The sequence below is a fragment of the Simplicispira sp. genome, assembly GCF_028687295.1.
Taxonomy (GTDB): domain Bacteria; phylum Pseudomonadota; class Gammaproteobacteria; order Burkholderiales; family Burkholderiaceae_C; genus Simplicispira; species Simplicispira metamorpha.
In genome coordinates this window covers 1-2,670 of the sequence record NZ_JAQUAL010000237.1, presented here as the reverse complement: position 1 = coordinate 2,670, position 2,670 = coordinate 1, and the positions used below count along the sequence as shown (strand labels likewise).

Genomic DNA, 2,670 nt, shown 5'->3' with positions numbered 1-2,670 from the left:
CTACCAGGTTCTGGTGTACCGGCACGGTATCGCGGTGCAGGAATGGTTGCAGCGCATCACTGGCGCAAATGGGGCAAGTTGTCATGGGGAACTGCATCACAGAGCCTCTTGAATGGTTTGATGCAGGGCCTGTTCCCGGCTGAGCGCCGGACGCCAGCCCAGAGCCTGCAGCCGTTGCGGGTCGCCCACCAGCAAGGCAGGCTCGCAGGGGCGTTCGCTGGCTAGCGCCAACAAGGGCGCAGGTTCGGCATGGAGCAGTTCGGCCAACTGGCGTATCAGCGCTTGTAGCTGCACCGGCTGGCCCGAGCTGATGTTGTAGGCGCCCTGTGCGCCCTGCTGTAGCAAGGTAAGCAAACCTTCGGCCACATCGGATGCGTGCAAAAAATCGCGGTAGGCAGACGCATTAACGCCAAAAGGCGCACGTTGGCCACGCAGGGCCGCGATCAGGGACGGAATGAGCCGCTGGGGGGACTCACCCGCGCCAAAGGGCAGGAAGACCCGGCCCCAGGCACAGGGAATCTGGTGCTGCTGGCACACGGCCATCACCAGGCGCCGGGCGGCATCTTTAGCCACCCCGTACAAGGTGGCCGGGTGCAGGGGGGTACTTTCTTCGCGGCAGTAGCCATGCGACCAGTCGTATTCGGCACAAGTGCCTGCCACCACCACCTGCTGGCCGCCGGCCTGGCAAAAGGCTTCGGTCAACTGGACGGTGGCGTCCACCCAGCGCAGATTCAGGGGAGAAACCCAATACCGGCCATGTTCTGCATACCAGGCCAGATGCAACAAATGCGTGGCCTGCGCCTGCGCAACCAGAGCAACCCAGTCGGTGCTGGCTAATAAATCGGCGGCAATCCAGGCCGTGACCTTGGGATCAGCTGGAGGCTGGCGGCACAGCAGCACCGTGTCGATGCCGCGCTGGCGCAGGCTGTGCAATACATGGCGGCCCAAGAATCCGCTGGCACCGGTCAGTAAAACTTTCATGGGCATTACCCCGCCAGCAAGGTAGCGGCTGGCACAGCCACCGCTAACTCCCCACCCCACTCCCGCACATACGCCAGTTGCGTTGTCACCTCGTCCTTCAGGTTCCAGGGCAGGATGAGCACGACATCGGGGCGGTCGGCGCGCAGGTGGGCTTCATCGACGATGGGGATGCGGCTGCCGGGCAAAAATTTGCCTTGCTTGGCCGGGTTTTTGTCCACCACGTAGGGCAGCAAATCGGGACGCACCCCGGCAAAGTTGAGCAAGGTGTTGCCCTTGGCGGCGGCGCCGTAGGCCGCCACTTTGCGCCCCTGGGCTTGCGCAGCTATCAAAAATGAGAGCAGCTCGCGCTTGATGCGCAACGCCTGGAGCTGAAAATCGCTATAAAAATCGGCGCTGCACACGCCGGCCTGCACCTCCCGGGCCAGCAGGGCGGCCACAGCGGGCTCGGTGGGTCGTGGCGTGCTAGCGTCGCTGCGCTGGGCGAACACGCGCAGGCTGCCGCCGTGCGTGGGCAGCTCTTGAACGTCAAACACCGCCAGGCCGTTGGCGGCAAAGATGCGCTGCACCGCCGTCAAAGACAGGTACGAGAAATGCTCGTGGTACAGGGTGTCGAACTGGCACTGCTGCACCAGCGGCAGCAGGTGCGGAAACTCGAACGTGGCCACGCCGGTGGGCTGTAGCAAGGTGGCGAAGCCGGCGACGAAGTCGTTGATGTCGGGCACATGGGCCAGCACGTTGTTGGCGGCGATCAGGTCAGCGCTGCGGCCTTGGGCCACCAGCTCCTGCGCCAGCGCCACGCCAAAAAAGCGCTCGACCACCGGGATGCCCTTGGCGCGGGCGGCGGCGGCGGTGCTGGCGGTGGGCTCTATGCCCAGGCACGGGATACCGCGCTGGGCCACGTATTGCAGCAGATAGCCGTCGTTGGCGGCGATCTCGACCACCTGGCTGTGCGCGCCCAAGCCAAAGCGCTGCACCATGGCTTCGACATACGCCTGTGCATGCGCCAGCCAGCTGCTGGAAAAGGAGCTGAAGTAAGCGTAATCGGCATCAAACAGGTCGTGCGCCTGGGCGAAGTCTTCGGTTTGCACCAGCCAGCAGTGCTCGCACACCAGCACGCGCAGGGGGTACCAGCGTTCGGGCAGCTGTAGCGCAGCGGCGCTGAGGTAAGCGTTGGACGGTGGCGCCGTGCCCAGGTCGGCCATGACCCGCGTGACCGGGGCGGCACAGTGGCGGCAGTGCATAGGGGCACGCAATGGGGGGGATGCCAAAGGCACCACGGGGCTGGGGTTCACAGACGGATTCCTTCAAATGGCGCATCGATCCACGGGTGGGCCGCGTCGCGCGCCGACAGGCCCTGCACCGGCAGCGGCCAGGCAATGGCCAGGCGCGGGTCGCGCACGTTGAGCGCGCCTTCGCAGGCCGGTGTGTACGGGGCAGAGTGCAGGTACAGCAGTTCGGCGCCTTCTTCCAGCACCTGAAAGCCGTGGGCAAACCCGGGCGGAATCAGCAGCGCCGTGTGGTTGCGCGCCGACAGCTCTTGCGCGTGCCACTGCAAAAAGGTGGGCGAACCGGCACGCAAGTCCACGGCCACATCCCAGACGGCGCCGCGCAGGCAGCTGACCAGTTTGGCCTCGGGCGCGGGCGAGCGCTGGTAGTGCAGGCCACGCACCGTACCGCGCTGGGCGGTGT

The 2,670-nt window shown here is 65.5% G+C and carries 3 protein-coding genes; all 3 read right to left on the bottom strand.

Going from position 1 to position 2,670, the window contains the following annotated elements; translation table 11 throughout:
- Positions 1 to 96: 96 nt before the first annotated feature.
- The gene (locus PHX69_RS16095; protein ID WP_288045151.1) at positions 97 to 981 is read right to left on the bottom strand and encodes an NAD-dependent epimerase/dehydratase family protein; all 885 of its coding nucleotides are present in this window, start codon (positions 979 to 981) and stop codon (positions 97 to 99) included.
- A 5-nt stretch (positions 982 to 986) separates the two neighbouring features.
- The gene (locus tag PHX69_RS16090; RefSeq protein WP_288045152.1) at positions 987 to 2,222 is read right to left on the bottom strand and encodes a class I SAM-dependent methyltransferase; all 1,236 of its coding nucleotides are present in this window, start codon (positions 2,220 to 2,222) and stop codon (positions 987 to 989) included.
- A 47-nt stretch (positions 2,223 to 2,269) separates the two neighbouring features.
- The coding region (locus tag PHX69_RS16085; protein ID WP_288045150.1) for a dTDP-4-dehydrorhamnose 3,5-epimerase family protein at positions 2,270 to 2,670 on the bottom strand (401 nt) is incomplete at its 5' end.

Coding starts and splice junctions, on each gene's coding strand:
- PHX69_RS16095 (WP_288045151.1), bottom strand. CDS start 981: ATGAAAGTTTTACTGACCGGTGCCAGCGGATTCTTGGGCCGCCATGTA.
- PHX69_RS16090 (WP_288045152.1), bottom strand. CDS start 2,222: ATGCACTGCCGCCACTGTGCCGCCCCGGTCACGCGGGTCATGGCCGAC.